The organism is Rhizobium cauense (assembly GCF_019511525.1).
GTDB lineage: Bacteria > Pseudomonadota > Alphaproteobacteria > Rhizobiales > Rhizobiaceae > Rhizobium > Rhizobium cauense.
In genome coordinates this window covers 1-18,173 of record NZ_JAEUAT010000001.1, presented here as the reverse complement: position 1 = coordinate 18,173, position 18,173 = coordinate 1, and the positions used below count along the sequence as shown (strand labels likewise).

The 18,173-nt window shown below is 59.8% G+C and carries 22 protein-coding genes; 16 read left to right on the top strand and 6 right to left on the bottom strand.

Going from position 1 to position 18,173, the window contains the following annotated elements; translation table 11 throughout:
• The first annotated feature begins 77 nt into the window (after window positions 1-77).
• From fliF to visR, 3 genes are all read left to right on the top strand, one after another.
• Window positions 78-1,769: a flagellar basal-body MS-ring/collar protein FliF gene (gene fliF, locus JNB88_RS00110; RefSeq protein ID WP_037139122.1), complete on the top strand. Its 1,692-nt coding sequence runs from the start codon at window positions 78-80 to the stop codon at window positions 1,767-1,769.
• 342 nt (window positions 1,770-2,111) lie between these two features.
• A complete protein-coding gene (gene visN, locus JNB88_RS00105; RefSeq protein WP_037139125.1) occupies window positions 2,112-2,858 on the top strand; it encodes a transcriptional regulator VisN in 747 nt (248 codons plus the stop codon).
• A 12-nt stretch (window positions 2,859-2,870) separates the two neighbouring features.
• Entirely contained in the window at window positions 2,871-3,617 is a 747-nt protein-coding gene (visR, locus tag JNB88_RS00100; protein ID WP_220353795.1) for a transcriptional regulator VisR, read from the top strand.
• Window positions 3,618-3,635: 18 nt separating this feature from the next.
• Here the strand turns inward: visR and JNB88_RS00095 are convergent, their stop codons facing one another.
• The 6 genes from JNB88_RS00095 to motA form a co-directional block, all read right to left on the bottom strand.
• A complete protein-coding gene (locus JNB88_RS00095) occupies window positions 3,636-4,076 on the bottom strand; it encodes a hypothetical protein (protein WP_037139131.1) in 441 nt (146 codons plus the stop codon).
• A gap of 4 nt (window positions 4,077-4,080) precedes the next feature.
• Window positions 4,081-5,160 carry a flagellar biosynthesis protein FlhB gene (gene flhB / locus JNB88_RS00090; RefSeq protein WP_220353794.1) on the bottom strand — a complete coding sequence of 360 codons (1,080 nt, stop codon included), beginning with the start codon at window positions 5,158-5,160 and terminating at the stop codon, window positions 4,081-4,083.
• Window positions 5,161-5,287: 127 nt separating this feature from the next.
• Entirely contained in the window at window positions 5,288-6,328 is a 1,041-nt protein-coding gene (gene fliG, locus JNB88_RS00085) for a flagellar motor switch protein FliG (protein WP_037139139.1), read from the bottom strand.
• 29 nt (window positions 6,329-6,357) lie between these two features.
• A complete protein-coding gene (gene fliN / locus JNB88_RS00080) occupies window positions 6,358-6,939 on the bottom strand; it encodes a flagellar motor switch protein FliN (RefSeq protein WP_220353793.1) in 582 nt (193 codons plus the stop codon).
• Between the two features lie 64 nt (window positions 6,940-7,003).
• Window positions 7,004-7,942 (bottom strand): FliM/FliN family flagellar motor switch protein, encoded by a 939-nt coding sequence (locus tag JNB88_RS00075; RefSeq protein ID WP_220353792.1) that lies wholly within the window; start codon window positions 7,940-7,942, stop codon window positions 7,004-7,006.
• Between the two features lie 6 nt (window positions 7,943-7,948).
• Entirely contained in the window at window positions 7,949-8,821 is an 873-nt protein-coding gene (motA, locus tag JNB88_RS00070; RefSeq protein WP_037139148.1) for a flagellar motor stator protein MotA, read from the bottom strand.
• 251 nt (window positions 8,822-9,072) lie between these two features.
• Between motA and flgF the strand changes: the two genes are divergently transcribed.
• The 13 genes from flgF (at window position 9,073) to fliP (ending at window position 18,023) form a co-directional block, all read left to right on the top strand.
• Window positions 9,073-9,807 carry a flagellar basal-body rod protein FlgF gene (gene flgF / locus JNB88_RS00065; protein WP_220353791.1) on the top strand — a complete coding sequence of 245 codons (735 nt, stop codon included), beginning with the start codon at window positions 9,073-9,075 and terminating at the stop codon, window positions 9,805-9,807.
• 14 nt (window positions 9,808-9,821) lie between these two features.
• Entirely contained in the window at window positions 9,822-11,210 is a 1,389-nt protein-coding gene (gene fliI / locus JNB88_RS00060) for a flagellar protein export ATPase FliI (RefSeq protein WP_220353790.1), read from the top strand.
• Window positions 11,211-11,221: 11 nt separating this feature from the next.
• Window positions 11,222-11,773 carry a flagellar protein gene (locus JNB88_RS00055; protein WP_220353789.1) on the top strand — a complete coding sequence of 184 codons (552 nt, stop codon included), beginning with the start codon at window positions 11,222-11,224 and terminating at the stop codon, window positions 11,771-11,773.
• A 173-nt stretch (window positions 11,774-11,946) separates the two neighbouring features.
• Window positions 11,947-12,339, top strand: a complete 393-nt coding sequence (flgB, locus tag JNB88_RS00050; protein ID WP_037139160.1) for a flagellar basal body rod protein FlgB — start codon at window positions 11,947-11,949, stop codon at window positions 12,337-12,339.
• Between the two features lie 2 nt (window positions 12,340-12,341).
• A complete protein-coding gene (gene flgC / locus JNB88_RS00045; RefSeq protein ID WP_037139163.1) occupies window positions 12,342-12,758 on the top strand; it encodes a flagellar basal body rod protein FlgC in 417 nt (138 codons plus the stop codon).
• The gene (fliE, locus tag JNB88_RS00040) at window positions 12,758-13,084 is read left to right on the top strand and encodes a flagellar hook-basal body complex protein FliE (RefSeq protein WP_220353788.1); all 327 of its coding nucleotides are present in this window, start codon (window positions 12,758-12,760) and stop codon (window positions 13,082-13,084) included. The genes flgC and fliE overlap by 1 nt, the downstream gene beginning before the upstream one ends.
• 19 nt (window positions 13,085-13,103) lie before the next feature.
• On the top strand, window positions 13,104-13,892 hold the full coding sequence (gene flgG / locus JNB88_RS00035) for a flagellar basal-body rod protein FlgG (protein WP_037139168.1): 789 nt from the start codon (window positions 13,104-13,106) through the stop codon (window positions 13,890-13,892).
• A 17-nt stretch (window positions 13,893-13,909) separates the two neighbouring features.
• Window positions 13,910-14,395 (top strand): flagellar basal body P-ring formation chaperone FlgA, encoded by a 486-nt coding sequence (flgA, locus tag JNB88_RS00030; protein WP_220353787.1) that lies wholly within the window; start codon window positions 13,910-13,912, stop codon window positions 14,393-14,395.
• Window positions 14,392-15,513: a flagellar basal body P-ring protein FlgI gene (locus JNB88_RS00025; protein WP_220353786.1), complete on the top strand. Its 1,122-nt coding sequence runs from the start codon at window positions 14,392-14,394 to the stop codon at window positions 15,511-15,513. Before flgA ends, JNB88_RS00025 begins: the two co-directional genes overlap by 4 nt.
• Window positions 15,510-16,055, top strand: coding sequence for a MotE family protein (locus tag JNB88_RS00020; RefSeq protein WP_220353785.1), 546 nt, complete (start codon window positions 15,510-15,512; stop codon window positions 16,053-16,055). Before JNB88_RS00025 ends, JNB88_RS00020 begins: the two co-directional genes overlap by 4 nt.
• Window positions 16,052-16,768: a flagellar basal body L-ring protein FlgH gene (flgH, locus tag JNB88_RS00015; protein ID WP_037139180.1), complete on the top strand. Its 717-nt coding sequence runs from the start codon at window positions 16,052-16,054 to the stop codon at window positions 16,766-16,768. Before JNB88_RS00020 ends, flgH begins: the two co-directional genes overlap by 4 nt.
• 11 nt (window positions 16,769-16,779) lie before the next feature.
• A complete protein-coding gene (locus JNB88_RS00010) occupies window positions 16,780-17,289 on the top strand; it encodes a flagellar basal body-associated FliL family protein (RefSeq protein ID WP_037139183.1) in 510 nt (169 codons plus the stop codon).
• A complete protein-coding gene (fliP, locus tag JNB88_RS00005) occupies window positions 17,286-18,023 on the top strand; it encodes a flagellar type III secretion system pore protein FliP (protein ID WP_220353784.1) in 738 nt (245 codons plus the stop codon). The genes JNB88_RS00010 and fliP overlap by 4 nt, the downstream gene beginning before the upstream one ends.
• Window positions 18,024-18,173: the final 150 nt, after the last annotated feature.

The window sequence follows — 18,173 nt, the reverse complement described above, 5'->3', positions numbered from 1 at the left end:
CTCGCGCAAGTTTCGGCAACTACGGTCGAAATGAGGCAATAAGCCTGCTTTGTCTGTGATGGTCGTGCGAGAACAGAATGAATCTGTTAAATCAATTAGTTCAAATTTTTAAGAACTTCAGTTCGCTAGGACGGAATCGTTTGCTGGCGTTGGCCGGCGTGGGTGTCGTTTCCATCGCTCTCATCCTGGGAGCCGCCTTTCTGGTCAATAAACCGGCCCAGGAAACACTCTATGTCGGGCTTGATACGCCAGATTTGAACCAAATCAGCATGGCGCTCGCCGAGGCCAATATCGGCTTTCAGGTCGGAAGCGACGGGTCCAGCATCACCGTTCCCGCCGGCATGACCGGAAAGGCACGCCTCCTGCTCGCCGAGCGCGGTCTGCCGAACAGCGCCAATGCAGGCTACGAACTCTTCGACAACGTCGGCTCGCTCGGCCTGACCTCGTTCATGCAGGAAGTGACGCGGGTGCGTGCGCTCGAGGGTGAGATCGGCCGCACGATCCAGTCGATATCAGGCATCTCGGCCGCGCGAGTACACATCGTCATGCCGGAGGTCGGGAACTTTCGCAAAGCCGAACAGAAGCCCACCGCTTCCGTCATGATCCGTGCGAGTGCGGCGGCTGGCCGCAACGCGGCGACTTCGATCCGTCACCTTGTTGCATCGGCCGTCCCCGGCCTTGATGTCGGTGACGTGACAATCCTCGACTCGGCAGGCCAGTTGCTTGCTTCGGGCGACGAGGCAAGCAACAGCTCGCTGAACCGTTCGCTGAACATCGTCCAGAACGTCCAGGGCGAAGTTGAATCCAACATCGACAAGGCGCTCGCACCCTTCCTCGGCATGGATAACTTCCGTTCCAGCGTCAACGCCGAACTGAACACCGACAGCCAGCAGATTCAGGAAACCACCTTCGATCCCGAATCGAAGGTTGAGCGCTCTATCCGCACGACCAAGGAAGCCTCTCAGTCACAGCAGAGGCAGTCAGACAATGCAACGACCGTTGAGCAGAACATTCCGCAGGCAGCTCCCGACGCAGGCGGCCCGACCGGTCCGGAATCGCAGGACAAGTCTGACAAGAAGGAAGAGCAGACCAACTACGAGATCAACAGCAAGACGACCGCGACGACACGCAACAGCTACAAGATCGAAAAGCTTTCGGTAGCCGTCGTCGTCAACAAGGGCCGGATTGCTCAGATGGTTGGCGAGCCGGCCGACCAGGCGAAGGTCGATGCCTATCTCGCCGAGATGCAGAAGATCGTGGCTTCGGCCGCAGGTATCAGTACCGATCGCGGCGATGTCGTGACCGTCACGGCCATGAACTTCCTGGAGAACCAGCTCCTCGAGGAAACGGGCAGCGGCATCCGGGTCATGGATATGCTCAGCCGCAACCTCGCCGGCATCATCAACTCGCTTGCCTTTGTTGCAGTCGCCTTCCTGGTGATCTGGATGGGTGTCCGCCCAATGGTTCGCAGCATGACTGGCAGTGGTGCCGCGGTCATCGGCGACACGTCGCCGGAGAGTGCCGGTCTCGAACTTCCGGACTTCGCTCCGGGGGCAGGGGCGGGGGCGGGCGGCGCGCTTATGGACGGCTTCGGCTCGGACTTCGGCTTCGACAGCACCGAGGATCTGCTCAGCCTTGGCGACGACGATGGCAACTTCAACCGTCGCGTCAAGGAAGGTCCGGAACGCAAGCTGGCACGAATGGTCGAGATCAACGAGGAGCGAGCAGCGAAAATCCTCAGGAAATGGGCGGTCGACAACGCCGCATGAGAAAGGGCCGGGTGACCGGCCCTTTTTCTTTTGGCCGCCTGCGATCGGGTGGAGCTCGCTTCGGCAAGGCTTAGTTTGTGCACAGGACTGACCTCGCGCTTGACGCGAATCGTATTGTCAGACTGTCTAGAATCACCGAAATTTTAGAATGCGTTAAAGAAGATCGAATCGGCGCAAGGCGCAGCACGAAACGTGATCGATGTAAATCCCCAGAACTCGGAGATGTCGCTTTACATCACGTATCGTAGAGTTGGATGATTCGCGAGGAGGTCGTGTTTTTGTTCAGAAGCCCGCGGGTCCAGCTTCTGTTGTGATGGTTCCCAGCCGCCAGGATTTTTGCCTATGGATTTGCATATATTGCAGGCTCTTAAGAGCGACACACAGACGGCAAACTTCGTTGGTATAGCGGCCGCGAACCTCTCGTCACGAGAGGAACTCATCGCTCAGCTGTGCGAGACTTCGAGCACGGGAAGGTTGCAGCCAGGGCTGCGGGCCCTGACAGACTATGTCGGCGCGTCGCACTATCTTCTAGCCCGGGCGGATCTTGTGCAGGAGGCGGGACTAGACTTCGTGGTGTCGTCGGACTGGCCGTTCGATCTTGTCACCAACCTTGCGCATACTTTCGTCGGTGGTTTCGCGCGCGCGACGGAACTCGAAAAATGCATGCAGCTCTTCCAGCCGCATTTTGCTCTCCTGCCAGAGACGGCAGACGCACCTGATGGCGCCAGTCGTCAGTATTGTTCCCTGATGTTCAACATCGGCCGATCACGCCTTGCCCTGATGTTCCTTTTTGACGACGGTTTCATCCTGTCGCAGGAGCGGCTGCGGGACGTCGGGCTGCTGGCGGCGTATTTTGCAAGCTTCCTTCAATGCGGCGGTACAAAGACCGATCGGGACTTTGAGCTGACGGATCGGGAGCTTGAATGCCTCTTCTGGATCGCGGAAGGCAAGACGAGTGACGAAATTGCGATGATCCTCGGCATCTCCCGCAATACCATCAACAACTACATCACCAGCGTCATGCGAAAGACGGCTACGAAAACTCGTTCTGAGGCCATCGCGTTCGCGGTCCGGAACAATCTCGTCTAGGGGGACGGCGTTATGGGGCAGCCATCCGGCAGGTCGCTAGGAAATCCACAACCGATGCGCACCGTGCGGGCCAACAAGGTGACGAGCCGGTCCGACCTGTTCCCCCGCCTGATCGGCATGCAGAAGCTCGCCGATGCCCAGAACTTCGCGGTCTACAGGATCAGCGGCGCGGGCGTGCCGGCGAAACAGCGTTTGGTTTGCGAACTGGAAAACTGGGGCCCCTCGAACAGTGGCTTCAGCAAGGCTTTCGTTGACGCGCATGGCGAAGCGTTGCTCGACCATATCGAGAAGTCGCTTCTGCCAATCGTCTGGGCCGGTGGGCTCGATCGCGCAGCGCCCGGTCCTTCCGGCATCGCGCCATTCATGACGCGCCTGCAGGGTGGCCTTGTCCCGTTTTCCGGCATGGCGTTTCCGGTGCGTCTCGGCGCAGTCGGCAACGGCTTCGTCATTTTCACCGGCGACGATCTGGAGCCGGCAAGCGATATGATCGTCGAGCTCCATGCTAGGTCCTGTCAGATCATGATCGACCTGCTGTCGCTCGACGAGCGCCGTGTCGCGGCGGCCGAGGCGCTCAGTGAACGCGAGATTGCCTGCCTGCAGCTCGCCGGCGATGGCCGTATCAGCGAAGAAATCGCCGAAAAGCTCGGCCTTTCCGTGCACACCGTCAACGCCTATCTCGGCTCGGCGACCATCAAGCTGGATTCGGTCAACCGTATCCAGGCAATCGCCAAGGCCATTCGCCTCGGCTACATCAGCTGAGCGGAAAAGTTCGACGTCCTAGCCCGCCAAGGCCTGCAAGGGCTCAACGGTGAAGCGCGCGTCGCGCAGGCTCTGCTCGAGGAAAGCGGTGTTTTCGTCCGGATCCGCTGACGGGTTCTGGAAGGCGATGTGGTTGATCTCAATGCCTGCGTGCTCTTCGGCGAGCGTGAGCTGTGCATAGACGGTCACGCCGCGCGGCTTGATTTCAAGATCGATCACCACTTCAGGTTTGCCGCCCCACTCAAGTGTGTAGCTGCCGCCATGGCCGAAATTGACCGTGCCAGGATGGAAGAAAAGCTCGGCGGCAGACGATACCAGATCGGAAAGATTGCCGTAGTACTCGAAGCGCAGAAGTGAGATGAGGTCCGAAGCGTCCAGAAGCCGCAATTCCGTGGCTACGGGGCTGATTGCTTCAGCAAGGATTTTTTCACGCTGGGTAGAGTAGGGGCATTTTTTCATTCGGCTATCTTACCCGTTTGTTCTTGGCTTGCGTCGCGTAAACCCGATGAATGAGTTCCGCGACTGCCTTATAGAATACAGACGGTATGACACTATCGACCGAGACTTGCGCAAACATGGAGCGGGCGAGAGGCGGGTCCTCGAAAACGGGAATGCCGTTCTTTTCCGCGATCTCTCTGATTTTCAACGCAATAAGGTCCTGTCCCTTGGCGACAACGACGGGTGCGTCGTTTTCCTCGCGCACGTAGCGCAGGGCGACGGCGAAGTGCGTCGGATTGGCGATGACAAGTGTCGCGCGATCGACGTTCGCCATCATGCGGCGACGGGCGCGGTCGCGCATGAGTGAGCGCTGGCGGCTCTTGACGAAGGGGTCGCCCTGCGACTGCTTGTTTTCTTCCTTGACCTCGTGCCGCGTCATCTTCAGCTCGGTGAACCAGTGGTAGCGCGTCCAGAAGAAGTCGGCGATCGCGACAACGGCGGTGGCAATGAGAACGACGATCGTGATCTTCTGCATCGAGGTCATCATGCGCGTGAAGATCGTTTGCGGATCGGAAAACATCGCGTCGATTGCGTTGAAGTATTCACTCTTCAGCGCAAAGAACATCACGACACCGACGATCACGATCTTCGTCATCGACTTCCCGAATTCGATGAGACCAGGCAGGCTGAACAGCCGCGACCACCCCTTGGCGGGTGAAATCCGGGAAAACTGGGGGCGTATCCGCTCGAGCACAGGGGTCGGTAGGTTCTGTGAGATGGACGCAGCGACGCCGAACGCCATGAACAGGATGAAGGCTGGGGCCAGCAGCGCGGCGGAAACCCAGGCGAGGTGAACGAAGAGCGAAAGAACATCCGGCCCAGTTTCGATTTTCCACTGGTCGGGTTGCTCGAAAATGTCCTTCAGCGCCTCGCCGGTCTTGGCGAACCCGCTCGGCAGAAAGAAGATGACATAGACGAAGGTGGCAAGAACGGTGGCAAAGAGCGGCACCTCCCGCGAAAACGGGGTGTTACCTTTCTCGGCAGCGTCGGTTTTCTTTTTCGCTGTCGGGTCTTCTGTTTTGCTGTCCTTATCCTCGTCGGCCAAGGCCGAGACCCTCCATCAAAAGAAATGGCCGCGTCAGGCGCGGCCTTTCCGGAAGGGTATCTCCCTTTTGCGGCGGCGATCAACCGCAGCCGCGGGGAGGAGGCGTGTCGTGCACAAGAACAACGGCTTAGGCCGCTGCCGCGCCCTCGCCTTCGGTCTCCTTGAGCTGGATCTGACCGGAGTTTGAGAGGCGAATCGCTTCCTGGGCGATCGCGCGCCGCGCAATGGCGATCTCGCGCGGGTTGATGCCGGCCGTTCCGCTCTGCAGGTCCGATTCGATCATGCGGCGCTGACGCGGGCTGATCGAGGCCAATACGGCCTCGCGCATTTCGGCAGCCGAACCACGCAGGGCCATTGTGAGGATATCCGCCGAGATATCGTTCAGCAGCATGACGCGGCTGCGCTGCGGCATGAGCATGAGGTCGTCGAAGAGGAAGATCTTCGGGCGCACCTTGTTGACCGATTCGCGGCTGATCGATTCGAGCGACGTGAGCAGGGTATCGACCTGCGGCTTGTCCATCTCGTTCATCAGCTCCGCAACCTTCGTCGAACCGATCGAGTTCTTCTCGGCGTCGATCTCGGCCAGCAGGCTCACAACCTGCTTCTCGATGATCTGCGCGGCCTTGGGGCTGACGGACTTGAGGTTGACGGTTCGGTTCATGATGTCAGCGCGGCGACCGTCCGGGATCTGCATCAGGACCTTGGCGCCGAACGAGGAGGGCATCATGGACAGGATGTAGGCAACAGTCTGCGGGTGCTCGCGCAGCAGGAACTTGCCGATGAAGGCCGGGTCGCCTTCGCCGAGGCGGTCCCAGATGGAGGTCTCGTAGGCCTGGAAGGTGGTGCGGCGGCCAAGCAGGCTGTCGACTTCGTCGGGCGTCAGGCCTTCTTCGAGAATGCTCTCGATCGCCTTGGCGTTGTCCATGAGACCCGCGCCTTCGGTGAACAGATCCTCGAACTCGGCGACGAGGCCAAGCAGTTCGTCCGGCGGAATGGCGCGCAAGGTTTGCGCCGATCCGATGATCGTCTGCAACTCGGCCTGTGTGAAATACTTCAGCAGCCTGCCAGCGACCCCTTTCCCCATAGCGAGGAGAACGGCCGCTGCCTTTTCAGCCTGGGTCAACGGTTTCTCGGCTAGAGCGCCGCCGAAATCGTCAAAGTCCATCATGGTCTAACCTCTCCGTCCCTGCACCGGGATCAGGCTCTTTTGGTACTCAAAACTTCTATCAGCTTGACGCCGAAACGGGTGTCGTCGTTTTCAAGAACAGTGATCTCGCCGCGCGCTATCTTGCGGCCGTTCACCATGATCTCGACGGGTTCGCCGATCTTCTTGTCGAGCGCAATGGTTGCGCCTTCGTTCAGGTTCATCAGGCCGGCAACCTGCATGCGGCTGCTGCCGAGCATGATCTGGACGTCGATCGGGATGTCCATGATAAGATCGAGGTTCGACTGCATGGCGCTGCCAAGCGGTGCCGGCTCGGAAGCGGCATCGAATGTGGTTGCGCCGAAGTCAGACGAACCGCCGAAGTCGGAAGTCGCGCCGAAATCGCCGCCGAAGCTCGTTTCCTCGGTCGCGTCGCCAAAGTCGCCAAACGTCGACAGATCGGTGCTGCCGCTGAAGGCACCGGCATCGGCGTCGGCCTCGAATTCAGGCAGACCACCTTCCGCGTCGGTCTTCAGAACGCCGCGCAGGTCGTCGATGGCCTGGTCGAGCTCGGCCTCGTTGCCGGGGAGCTCCATTGAAAGGTCGCTGTTCTTTGGTGTCTTCTTCGTCGCCATGAAATCACTATTCCAGTTGAAACTTGCCTCAAGCTGCCGTGCGGCCGCCAGGTTGGAAAATGGGCTAATTCATCAAGTGGCGGATGAGTTCGTCATCCGAGTTAATCGTATCCTTCACACGGACGGTGTAGTTCTCGCCCGAGCGTCCGAACTCGCAAATATACAATTCCTTGCTGTTGGCGCTGACTTCGACGCGAACGTCGCCGCTGTCGTAGAAAGGAATGACGTCGCCGGCGGCAAGCTTTGAAATCGTTCTGAGTGTCAGGTCCTGCAGGCGGATCTTGGCGTCGAGCGTGACCTGCGACCGACGCACCTGCTCGCTGAGCTGATCGCTCCATTCGGACGACTTCGACGATTGTCCCTTGGCCTTGGGAGCCGTCACGGTCGTCTTGAGCAAAGCTGCCTGGGGAACGATGACCGAGAAGTCAGAAGTGATGCCGGACAGCGTGATCGACATGTTGATTGCGGCTGCAAATTCGTCGGGCTTGTCCTCGGCCGGCTTGGCGCGCGTTTCAAAAGCGTGCGGAGGCTCCATGGCCGGTTCGAAGCCGCCAGGCGCGTTCACTGCCGAACGAAGAACGTTCGCGATCTTGTCGAAGACCATGACCGCCAGCTCAAGCTCGATCACGGAAAGCAGACGGTCAGCCGGCTGTTCGACGGTCTCGGCGGAAGCGCCGAGGAGATGCTCCATGAGCGTGATGACGAAGCTGTTGCCGCAGGCGAACGTGATGTTCGGTGACCAGTTCCGGAGCGTCGCATCGACCAGTGTCGTATTGCCGCCGCGATCGGCGACAAGGTCGTTCTTATGCCCGTTGTCACAGCCGAGATAGGTGATCTCGACGTCGAGATTGGTCTCGCTTTTGATGATGTCGGGCAGGAAGACCGTGTAGACATCGCCTAATGCAGCGCAGATTTTCTCGATTGTGGCCTTGTCGCCGAGCCTTCCGGTCAGCTTGGCAAGAAGGGCTTCGTCCATCAGGGGTTTCTTGAGGAGAGCGTTCATGTCCGTTTACGCCGCCTTGTTCTCGCCGCCGGGGTTCATCATTTCCTGCTCGACGGCGTCGATCGAAGGACGCTCGTAAGCCGAGATCGTCTTGCGGCCGTACTCCAGCGCGACCTGCGGCACGGAGCCGTTCATGTATGCAAGCAGCGTCTGCTTGACGATGACATAGAGGCGATGCTGCTTGGTGCGGACGATCTTGATCTGGGAGACGATCGGAGAGCACACGCAATAGGACAGGAGAATGCCGAGGAAAGTGCCGACGAGCGCCGAGCCGATCAGGTGGCCCAGAACCTCAGGCGAATCGTTGATGTGCGCCATGGCCTTGATGACGCCGAGAACGGCCGCGACGATACCGATCGCCGGAAAGGCGTCGCCCATCGTCTGGATAGCGTGATAGGGCTTCATCTTGTCGTGGAGGATCGTGTTGATCTCTTCGTCCATCAAAGCCTCGATCTCATGCGAGCGGGCATTGCCGATGATGATCAGGCGGACGTAGTCACAGATGAATGCCGTCAGCTCCTTGTTCTTGAGGATCGTCGGAGCGGACTGGAAGATCGAGGATTCGGCCGGATTGTCGATGTGGGCTTCGATCTCGTTACGCGACTTCGTGCGCAGGTCGCGCATTAGCGAATAGAGAACGCCGAGCGTATCAAGATAATTCCGTTCCTTCGGGACCGTGTGCTTGAACGCCTCACCGAGCGCTTTACCCGAATCCTTCACCACCTTCATCGGGTTGCCCATGACGAAGCTGCCGAGGCCCGCACCGCCGATGATGACGAGCTCGAAAGGCTGCCAAAGCGCCTCCACATGGCCGCCCATTGCCATGAAGCTGCCGATGATGCAGCCGCAGGTAATCACAAATCCGATAATGATATTCATCGTCAGTCCAAACCTGATCGTTATTTTCAACCCAAGGGATAGGGCTGCTGGCTTGCGTGAGGCTGATGGTTGCCCCTGCAAACCCGAGCTTTTTCATGCCAGCTTCGCGCAAGCATTTGCTGTCAGCTTGTCGGTGACGAATGGGCATCCGTGCCCGTTTCTGAGATGCCGCCTCAGCGAGATCCGTGCCGAACAGGCTGTAAGCGCCCGGATTTCGTACCGTTCATCGCCAATGCCAGGAGCCTATCGGGATGCAATCCGGTCTTTATGTTTCTTTGTCGTCGCAGATCGCACTCGAACGTCGCCTCACCACCATCGCCGACAACATGGCGAACGTGAACACGACAGGCTTCCGTGCAACCGAGGTGAAGTTCAACGAGATGCTCGGCGAGACGGATAACAAGATCAATGCCAAGATCGCCTATGTATCGCAGGGCAACGATTATCTTTCGGGTGACAGCGGCGAGCTCGAGCACACCGGCAATATGCTCGACTTCGCGATCAAGGGCGATGCCTGGTTCTCGCTCGACACGCCGGCCGGCAAGGTTCTGACCAAGGACGGCCGCTTCACGATGAAGGATAACGGCGAGCTCGTTTCAGTCCGCGGCTATCCGGTTCTCGATGCTGGTGGGTCGCCGGTCACGCTCAACACGGCCGGCGGCGAACCGAAAGTTGGCGCTGACGGATTGATCTATCAGGATGGCCGGCAGGTTGGCTCGCTGGGCCTCTTCGAGGCGGATATCAGCAAGGGCTATCTGCGCTATGAGAACAGCGGCATCATGACGACCGAGCAGCCGCGTGCCGTTACGGATCGCTTCAACGTCGGCGTCCAGCAGGGTTACCTCGAAAACTCCAATGTCAACGCCATGCGCGAAATCACGCAGCTGATTGAAGTCAATCGCGCCTTCGAGAGCATGACGTCGCTTTCGAAGGACAGTGAGGCGTCATTCAGCGAGGCGATCAAGACGCTCGGCGGCAGCCGCTGACCGGGGGCTGAGACATGCCCAACGCGCTCACCGAAGCCGATCTCTCGCCGAAGCTCGCGCATCTCGCCGGGCTCGTATCGCGCTATTCAAATCCCGAATTTCTGGTCGCACCGGGCGGCCACGTCCAGACGATCGCGGCCGGACACTACACTGTGACCGGTTTGTCGCGCCATGTACGGCTGGGCGAATTCGTCGCTCATAAATCGGCGACCGGAATCCACCTCGGCGAAGTGGTCCGGGTCGAGCCGGAGCTGACCTATGTCTGCCCGATCGAGCCGGGTGAGCCGATCGGCATCCATGACACCGTCATCCGCAAGGGTGCATTCCGCATTTCTCCCTCCGACAGCTGGTGCGGACGCACGATCAATTCGCTGTGCGAGCCGATCGATGGCCTTGGCCCAGTCGTCGAGGGGTTGGGCCGTCGCTCGATCTCAAATACCGCACCACCTTCCATGACGCGAAAGCGCGTGGAAAAGGGTTTCAAGACAGGCGTCCGTGCCATCGACATCTTTTCGCCGCTCTGCCTCGGCCAACGTCTTGGCATCTTTGCCGGTTCGGGCGTCGGCAAGTCGACGCTGCTATCCATGCTGGCGCGCGCAGATGCTTTCGACAAGGTGGTGATCGCGCTTGTCGGCGAGCGCGGTCGTGAAGTGCGCGAATTCATCGAGGACACGCTCGGCGCCAACATGAAGAAGTCGATCGCCGTCGTCGCGACCAGCGACGAGAGCCCGATGCTGCGCAAGATGGCTCCGCTGACCGCAATCACGATTGCCGAACATTTCCGGGATCAGGGCGACAACGTCCTGCTGATTGTCGATAGCGTCACCCGCTTTGCCCACGCCATCCGCGAGGTCGCAACCGCATCGGGCGAGCCGCCGATCGCGCGCGGCTACCCGGCCTCGGTCTTTACCGAACTGCCGCGCCTGCTGGAGCGTGCCGGTCCGGGACCGGAAGGTACGGGAACGATCACGGCGATCATTTCGATCCTCGTCGATGGCGACAACCACAACGACCCGATCGCCGATTCGACGCGCGGCATTCTGGACGGCCATATCGTCCTGCAGCGCAGTCTTGCCGAAGAGGGGCGCTACCCTCCGATCGATCCCCTTGCCTCGATCTCGCGCCTGGCGCGCAAGGCCTGGACTCCGGATCAGGAGAAGCTGGTGTCGCGCCTGAAGACGCTGATCCATCGCTTCGAGGAAACGCGCGACCTGCGCTTGATCGGCGGCTACCGGCAGGGTGCCGACCCTGATCTCGACATGGCGGTGAAGCAGGTACCGATTATTTACGATGTTTTGAAACAGTCGCCAGGGGATGCCGATTCGAAGGATGCCTTTGCTGATCTCGCCGGCGCCCTGAAGGCGGCGGCCGGCATTGGCGGCCAGCAGGGTATCCGCAGATAGAGGGGCGTGAAGTGACCGATTTCGACGATGATGAGAAGATCGCTCCGCTGAAACCCCTGCGGCGCAAGACCGTCCTGCTCGACCGCGCCCTTACGGTAGCCGGCCTCGCGCTGGCCGGTGCGGCTGCGTTCTTTCCGTGGTACGTCTTCTTCAACGAGGACAAGTTCGGCATCGATGTCGCGCAGGGCGACAGGACGCGCGATCTTCCGGACTGGCCGGCACGCAATGTCTTCAGTGTCTCGCCGCTCGCGATGACCAACAAGAACGAATACGAAAAGAAGCCTGAGGTTCCCGTCGATCCGCTGACAACTGCGACGGTGTCGAGCATCGGCAAGGAAGACGACAGGGGAGCCCCGGCCGAGGAGCAACCGTTCCCGAGCAAGTCCGGCTTCCGGCTTCTCCATGTAGCAAACGGCCGTGCCCTCATCGAGGACGGATCGGGCATGTACGTCGTACGCGTCGGATCTATCCTGCCGGACGAAAGCAAGCTCGCGACGCTCGAGGAGCGCGATGGGAAGTGGGTCATCATCACCTCCAAGGGCGATGTCTACCAACCCAATTGAGTCCGCGCCTACCCGCATGACGAATCGAGAGAAGGCTCCACCGGACACGGTTGGAGCCTTCTCCGCTTTCGACGACGGCAGCCGAGCAAACCAGTCTTCCAGGATCGCAATACCCGTAAGTCTGACGCAAGATTACCGCCGTAGGTTCGCTTCAGTAAAAACGGAGAGTTCCCATGCAACCGATTCAACTTTTCGACTTGGCCTCGCGGCAGGCGGAATGGCTGACGATCCGTCAGGAGGTTGTGGCCGGCAATATCGCGAACTCGACCACGCCGAAATATCGCGCGAAAGACATCACGCCCTTCCAGGCCGTCCTCGACAAGTCGGACATCACCATGGCGCGCACGAACGCTGCGCACCTGACTGGCAACGACCTCGGCACGAAGAGCGACATCGACGTCAAGGACGCAGTCCTCGATCAGGAGATCGGCGTGCAGGAGTCCGGCAACACTGTCGGGTTGGCTGAAGAACTCTCCAAGTCTGGTGAAATCAAGCGTCAGTACGAACTGAACACCTCCCTGGTGAGCTCGTTCAATCGACTGATGCTGATGACGGTGAAGAGCTAATCATGGATCCTTTGTCAGCCGCACTGAAAATCGCAGGTTCAGGCCTTGAGGCCCAGTCGACGCGCCTGCGCATCGTCTCCGAAAACATCGCCAACGCCCGCTCGACGGGCGATACTCCCGGTGCTGATCCCTACCGCCGCAAGACGATCACCTTCGGCGAAGCGGTCGATCGCGCCAATGGCGTCACGACCGTCAACGTCAAGAAGCTCGGCGTCGACGAATCGAAGTTCATTACCGAATACGATCCCAGCAACCCGGCAGCGGACGAGAAGGGTGTCGTGAAGCTCCCGAACGTCAACATGCTGGTCGAAATGGCCGACATGCGCGAAGCAAACCGCTCGTACGACGCCAACCTGCAGACCATCAAGCAATCCCGCGACCTGATCTCGGCAACGATCGATCTACTGAAGAGCCAATAATGATTAATAACGTCAATAGCGTCAGCTCCCTGTCGATGACCCGCGGTCTTGCGGCGATCGACAAGGATAGTTCCACGGCCTCCTCCGCAGCGGAAAGTGCGGCCAACGACGGCAGCTTCGCCGCGGTCCTTGGCAATGTCGCGAACGGTGCCGTCAACACCCTGAAGAACGCCGAAAGCATGTCTTTCGCGGGCATCAAGGGAACCGCCACCACGCGTGAAGTTGTCGATGCCGTCATGCAGGCACAGCAGACGCTGCAGACCGCCATTGCCATTCGAGACAAGGTCGTTTCGTCCTTCCTCGAAGTCACCAAGATGCAGATGTAGTTGATTTAAGGACGAAGCCATGAGAGCGCTTGCCATTGCTGCCACGGGCATGGATGCCCAGCAGACCAATCTTGAAGTCATCGCCAACAACATCGCCAACATCAACACGACCGGCTTCAAGCGCGCCCGCGCTGAATTCACGGACCTGCTGTATCAGACGGAGCGCGCCAAGGGCGTGTCCAACCGTGCCAACCAGGCAATCGTACCGGAAGGTGCAAACATCGGTCTCGGCGTTCAGACGTCATCGATCCGCAACCTGCACATCCAGGGAGAACTTGCGCAGACCGGTAACGATCTCGATGTCGCTATCGTCGGTCGCGGCTTTCTCCAGATCCAGGCGCCGGACGGCACGACGCTCTACACTCGCGCCGGTGCGCTCAACAAGAACGAGACCGGCCAGATCGTTACCGTCGACGGCTATCTCGTTGCGCCGAACATAACAGTACCCGCAGGTTCGACCCAGCTGACCATCAGCCGCTCTGGCGAGGTTACGGCAAAACTGCCGGGTGACACCGAGGCGAGCGTGCTTGGCCAGCTGCAGATTGCCGACTTCGTCAACGAGGCCGGTCTCCAGCCGCTCGGCGACAACCTCTTTGCGCAGACGCCGGCTTCCGGCGATCCCGTCGTCGGCACGCCTGACGAAGAAAACTTCGGTTACTTTAAGCAGGGCTACCTCGAATCGTCGAACGTCGATCCGGTGAAGGAAATCACCGAACTGATATCGGCACAGCGCGCTTATGAAATGAACTCCAAGGTCATTACCACCGCCGACGAAATGGCCTCCATCGTCAGCAAGAACCTGAAGTAACAGGGAAGGGCCGAAACATGATGTTTTGCCGGGTCAAGGGTATTCTCGGATGGGCGGCCGCAGCCGCTGTCGCGATAACCGCATTTGCCACGCCACAGGCAGCATCCGCTGCGGGTATGGGTCATGCAGTGGTTCCGACGACAACCATCTATCCCGGCGAAACCGTTTCCGGCGCCCAGCTGCAGGAAGTGGAAGTGACCAATCCCAACCTGAAGGGCGACTATGCAAAGTCGATCCGTCAAGTGGAAGGGATGATCTCGAAACGCACGCTCCTCCCCGGACGCACGATCTCGGTATCCGCGCTGCGCGAGCCCTATACGGTCACGCGCGGCTCGTCGATCCGGCTGGTCTTCACACTCGGCCCGATGACGATCTCGGCAGCAGGCTCGCCGCTCGAAGACGGTATGACAGGCCAGCTCGTCCGTGTTCGCAATATGGATTCAGGCGTGATTGTCAGCGGCACCGTGCTCGCCGACGGCACCATACACGTGGCCGCAAAATGAAGATGTTTTTCCGCCTTTTCGTCGCTCTAGCGTTTTTGTCTCCGAACGTCGTTGCAGTCCTGCCCGCGGCAGCGATGAACTCGCGTATCAAGGACATTGCCTCCCTGCAGGCGGGTCGCGATAACCAGTTGATCGGCTACGGTCTGATCGTCGGCCTCCAGGGCACCGGCGACGGCTTCCGCGCTTCGCCGTTCACTGAGCAGTCGATGCGTGCAATGCTGCAGAACCTCGGCATTTCCACGCAGGGCGGTGCATCCAACGCGAAGAACACCGCCGCTGTCATGGTAACGGCCAATCTACCGCCCTACGCCAGTCCCGGCAGCCGTATCGATGTGAATGTCAGTTCGTTGGGCGATGCCACCTCGCTTCGTGGTGGCACCCTGATCATGACGTCGCTGTCGGGCGCCGACGGCCAGATTTACGCTGTTGCGCAGGGCTCCGTTATCGTTTCGGGTTTCAACGCCCAAGGCGACGCTGCGACCCTGACCGAAGGCGTGACAACAGCCGGGCGAGTGCCGGGTGGCGCTATCATCGAACGTGAATTGCCGTCGCGCTTCAAGGATTCCGTCAATCTCGTGCTCCAGCTGCGAAATCCCGATTTCTCGACGGCCATCCGTATCGCCGACGTCGTCAACGGCTACGCTTCTGCCCGTTTCGGTGGTCCCGTGGCGGAAGCCAAGGACGCACAGGAAGTCATCGTCCAGAAGCCGAGATCTGCCGACCTGACGCGCCTGATGGCTGATCTCGAGAACCTTGTCGTCGAGACGGACACCCCGGCCAAGGTTGTCGTGAACGAGCGGACCGGAACCATCGTGATTGGTGCTGACGTGCGAGTGTCGCCGGTTGCCGTCAGCTATGGTACCCTGACGGTCCAAGTGACGGAAACGCCGCAGATCATCCAACCGGAACCGTTCTCGCGCGGCGAAACGGCGGTCCAGCCGCAGACGGACATTGCGGCGCAGAAGACTGGCGGCAAGGTAGCGCTGCTTGACGGCCCGGATCTCAGGACGCTTGTCGCCGGCCTCAACAATATCGGCGTCAAGCCGGACGGCATCATCGCCATCCTCCAGGGCATCAAGTCGGCGGGCGCACTGCAAGCGGAGCTTGTCCTGCAATGACGAAGACCTGGAATGCAAACATGACCGTGTCCGATTTGTTGCGGCGGCTTGCCTTGCCTGCGATGGCGGTGGTGGCGCTCTCCATTCCTGGCGCCTTTGCGCAGGAGCAGCCGGCACCCAGGGGCGAAATGACCTCTGAGGAGGAAATCAGGCAGTTCTGCACGAATATCGCCGATCCTGCGCGCGACCAGCGTTACCTGCTGCAGAAGCAGGAGCTCGATAAACTCCGCGCCGACGTCGATTCCCGCATCGCGGAAATGAACAAGCGCAAGGAAGAGTATCAGGACTGGCTGAAGCGCCGCGATGACTTCCTCAAGCAGGCGGAAGCGGGCCTGACTGATATCTACAAGAAAATGAAGCCGGACGCAGCCGCATCGCAGCTGCAGGAGGTCAAGATCGAAGTGGCGGCCGCCGTCATCATGCGGCTGAATCCCACGCAATCGAGCCTGATCCTCAACGAGATGGACCCGCAGAAGGCTGCGGTCATCGCAAACATCATCGCCAGCGCGTCCGATCCCAATACGTCGAAGGATCCCTCATGAACAAGCGTTTCCCTGTCGCGATTGCCGCCCTGGCCATTCTGGCCGGCTGCCAGTCCCCGCAGGCGGTCAACGAGATCGGCCGTGCGCCCGCCATGAGCCCCATCGGCAGCGGTCTCGCTTACGGCCAGACGCCACAGATGGCTCTCTATCCGAAGCAGCCGCGCCAGGTCGCGCAGGGCTATTCTCTGTGGAGCGACTCGCAGGCCGCCCTTTTCAAGGATGCCCGCGCGCTGAACGTCGGCGATATCCTGACCGTCGATATTCAGATCAACGACAAGGCGAAGTTCGAGAACGACACCAGCCGGAGCCGGACCAACTCAAGCGGGCTGAACTGGGATGTCAACGCCAACGTCATGGGCTGGAATCCGACATCGACGACTGACATAACCTACGGCTCCGACACGAGCACCGACGGCAAGGGCAAGATTGACCGGTCCGAAACGCTGAAGCTCATGGTCGCAGCTGTGGTGACCGGCATCCTCGAGAACGGCAACCTCGTGATCAGCGGCTCCCAGGAAGTCCGCGTCAACCAGGAAATCCGCATTCTCAATGTCGCCGGTATTGTCCGTCCGCAGGACGTCAACGCCGACAACCAGATTTCCTACGAGAAGATTGCCGAGGCGCGCATCTCCTATGGCGGTCGTGGCCGCCTGATGGAAGTACAGCAGCCACCGCGCGGCCAGCAGGCCGTCGATCTCTTCTCGCCGCTCTGAGGCTGAACATCATGGCAGACACAGAAGCCCCTGAAGGCCAGCCGAAAAAGAAATCGGCAGCAGTGATGACAATCGCGGGCCTGGCGATCCTGACGCTGCTCGGCGCCGGCGGCGGCTGGGTGGTCGGCGGGATGGTGGCGCCGAATATCAAGGGTGCCGAGCAGGCGGAGCAGGCCAAGGAAGAGGCCGCACAGAAAAAGGAAGGTGAGGCAGGCCTGCCTCATATCTCGACCGAAGCCAACAATGTTGTGCAGCTCGAGCCGATCACGTCGAACCTTGCCTATCCATCCGAAAATTGGGTTCGCCTGGAAGTAGCGCTCCTGTTCAACGGTCCACCCGACGTGAAAATCGCGGAGGATGTCCATCAGGATATTCTCGCCTATGTCCGCACCGTTTCGCTGCAGCAGATCGAAGGGCCGCGAGGCTTTGAATATCTTAAGGATGACATCCAGGAGCGTGTTGACCTTCGCGCGCAAGGACGCGTATCGAAAGTCATGTTCAGGACCTTCGTCGTCGAATGATTCGATTCTTATTGCTGTTCGCTGCCATGATGGTGGCACCCGAGCTGGCGCATGCGCAGCAGCTCCCGACAAACCTTTTGAACTTGCCGGTCGATGGCTCTGTCGCGGCATGGATCATCAGAACGTTCGGCCTGTTGACCGTTCTTTCGATCGCGCCGGGCATCCTGATCATGGTGACGAGCTTTCCGCGCTTCATCATCGCATTCTCGATCCTGCGATCCGGGATGGGTCTCTCTTCCACGCCGTCGAACATGATCCTTCTGTCACTGGCGCTGTTCATGACGTTCTACGTCATGCAGCCGACGTTTGATCAGGCATGGCAGAGCGGTGTGCAGCCGCTCCTGTCGAACCAGATCAACGAGCAGGAGGCGGTGACGCGCATTGCCGAGCCCTTCCGGACGTTCATGGCTAACAACACGCGCGACAAGGATCTGGCGCTGTTCGTGGATCTCGCCCGCGAGCGCGGGCAGACCGTCGAGACCGGCGAAAAGATCGACTACCGCGTCCTCATCCCGGCCTTCATGATCTCGGAGATCCGCCGCGGTTTTGAGATCGGCTTCCTTGTCGTCCTTCCTTTCCTGGTCATCGACCTCATCGTTGCCACCATTACAATGGCGATGGGCATGATGATGCTGCCGCCGACCTCGATCTCGCTGCCGTTCAAGATTCTCTTCTTCGTGCTGATCGACGGCTGGAATCTGTTGGTCGGAAGTCTGGTTCGATCCTTCCACTGAATTTCAGGAGAGTTCAAGGCAGCGGCGATGCGCCGCGTCGGAGCTGCCTGACCGCGGAATGAGCAAACGAAGCAACCCGCCGGCTTTCGACGGCGGGTTGTTTCGTTTGCTTTTTGCTACGGTCCTCTACTCGGCGGCGAGGAAGGGGTC